2 protein-coding genes are annotated in these 2,616 nt (G+C 40.6%); both read left to right on the forward strand.

Annotated elements, in window-relative coordinates; genetic code table 11:
- The first annotated feature begins 68 nt into the window (after positions 1-68).
- The gene (gene istA / locus NIE32_RS14085; RefSeq protein ID WP_253077503.1) at positions 69-1,622 is read left to right on the forward strand and encodes an IS21 family transposase; all 1,554 of its coding nucleotides are present in this window, start codon (positions 69-71) and stop codon (positions 1,620-1,622) included.
- Entirely contained in the window at positions 1,619-2,371 is a 753-nt protein-coding gene (gene istB, locus NIE32_RS14090; RefSeq protein WP_253077504.1) for an IS21-like element helper ATPase IstB, read from the forward strand. Before istA ends, istB begins: the two co-directional genes overlap by 4 nt.
- Positions 2,372-2,616: the final 245 nt, after the last annotated feature.

The following is a 2,616-nucleotide window of genomic DNA, read 5'->3' on the forward strand; positions in this document are numbered from 1 at the left end:
ACCTCCTGTATAATTAGTGGGCACACCGCAGGTGTGACAAATCCACTTTTATAGGAGGTGTTTTTTGTATGATTCATTATCAAAGGATATTGGAGCTTCATGATGAAGGGATTAGCTTTAGAGGTATTGCCGCAAGCACTGGTAACTCTCGTCAAAAAGTAACGGAGATTATTCAAAGAGCCGAGAAAAAAGGGTTAACATGCCCTTTAGAAGAGGAAATGACGAATCAGTGGATCGAAGATTTTCTGTTTCCAGAAAAAGCTTTTGAAGCTTCAGGTCGCCAGCCGATGAACTTTGACTGGATTCATGGAGAGTTGTCCAAACCGAATGTGACGCTCTCTCTTCTTCATCATGAATATGAGGCTGAATGTCGGGCAAATAACAAGATTCCTTATTCTTATCGAAGTTTTTTACGTCACTACAGCCGTTACGCAGATAAGTACAAGGCGACATTACGTATTCGAAGAAAGCCTGGAGAAATCATGGAAGTTGATTGGGCTGGATCAACAGCGTTTGTTTGTGATCGAGATACTGGGGAAAAGATCAAAGCCTATATTTTCATTGCGACCCTTCCGTGTAGTCTGTTATCCTACGCTGAAGCAACATTGTCCATGGATCTGCATTCATGGATCATCGCCCATCGACATGCGTATGAGTATTTTGGAGGAGTGACACAAATCGTTGTTCCAGACAATCTAAAAACGAGCGTGACCAAGCATACCAGGAAGGAACTCATTTTAAATCCTGCTTACAGAGAAATGGCGGACTATTATCATACCGTCGTTATGCCTGCTCGTGTGCGGACGCCAAAAGACAAGGCTAGTGTTGAAAGCTCAGTCGGTATCCTCTCGACTTGGATCATCGCAGCATTAAGAAATGTTCAGTGCTTTAGTGTTGATGAATTGAATGAAGAAGTCTGGAAGAAGTTAGAGGAATTCAATAATCGTTCGTTTACACGCAAAAAAGGCAGTCGCTTTTCAGCATTTGAAGAAGAGGAGAAATTCGCACTTTCTCCCCTTCCGGATCGCCCCTATAAAATGTCTGAATGGAAAACAGCGAAGGTTCGTCCTGATTATCACATCTCCGTCGAAAGCATGTTTTATTCGGTTCCCTACGAATACATCAATCGACAAGTAGAAGTAAAGCTATCGGACGATCTCGTTGAGATCTTCTTCAATCATATGCGTGTGGCCTCACATAAACGATTATATGGAAAGTTTGGTCAATTATCCACTACTCGCGACCATATGCCAGACCATCATAAGTTGTTTGTGGATCAAACACCTGAAGCTGCTCTAGATTGGGCTGAAGATATCGGGTCAGAAACCTTAACTATTGTACGCTATATTTTGGATTCTTACCAAACAGAAAAGCAGGCATTACATTCCATTTTTTCCCTGAAGAAATTTGAGCAACGTTATTCCAAATATGAAATTGAACGTGCTTGTAAGATGGCACTTTCCATGACTGAAAGACCGACGGTCAAAGTACTTCAAACAATCTTGAAGAATAACAAAAAGAGTGATGCCGAACAAGAACAAAAACGTCGCTCAGAAAACACCAAAAATAATTATGGCTTTACGCGTGGAGCTTCGTACTATGGGGGGAAGGATAAAAGATGAATGAACAAACTCTTACCAAATTATATGAAATGAAACTGAGTGGCATGGCCGAGTCCTACAAAGAGCAAGCAATAAACAAAGACTTTCAGAAAATGAGTTTTGAAGACCGCTTTTCATTACTTGTTGACTTAGAGCATTCACGTCGACAAAATAATAAACTTTATCGACTGATTAAAGCTGCTGCATTGTTATATTCAAACGCATCCGTTGAAGATATTGAATACTATGAAGATCGTAAACTGGACAAGGAGTTAATTCTCAAATTATCCAGTGGCAGCTATATTCAAAATCACCATAATATTATTTTAATGGGCCCGACGGGCTCAGGAAAGTCGTTTCTCGCTTCAGCATTTGGAGTATCCGCCTGTCGCCAATTCTACAAGGTGAAGTATACACGCTTGCCAGAATTGTTGGATGAACTGACACTCGCAAAGTTGGCTGCAGATGGAAGTTATCGAAGATTAATTAAAAAGTACACAAAAGCTGATCTGCTCATTCTTGATGAATGGCTACTGACAGATTTGTCCACGGAGGAAGCATCAATTTTATTGGAAATCACTGAAGCCCGACATAAGACGGCATCGACGATCTTCTGTTCACAAATTGATCCAAGAGGATGGCATCTAAAACTCGGGAATGAAACCCTTGCAGAGGCTATTCTAGATCGTATTGTTCATGACTCATATCAAATCTTAATTGATGGAGAGATCTCTATGCGGGAACGCCATGGATTAGGGAAAAAATCATAATTTGAAGAGTAAGCAATGATAGTGCTTCAACAAGGCAAGAGATTTGAGGAACTCCGTCCCTTAAAAAACGAAACACAGGAAGAAATCCATCTCTTAATCTAATACCGAAAGGGAAAACCTATAGACCAAAAATGATATCTATAGGTTTTTCTTTATGTGGTAAACGCCATGGCATCACGTGGTAAAATCTTTGGCGATTGATGGTAATAAAGATGACAAGGCTGGTACATTCTAGTGGCCGTAAT

The organism is Sporolactobacillus kofuensis, assembly GCF_024125425.1.
GTDB classification, from domain to species: domain Bacteria; phylum Bacillota; class Bacilli; order Bacillales; family Sporolactobacillaceae; genus Sporolactobacillus; species Sporolactobacillus kofuensis.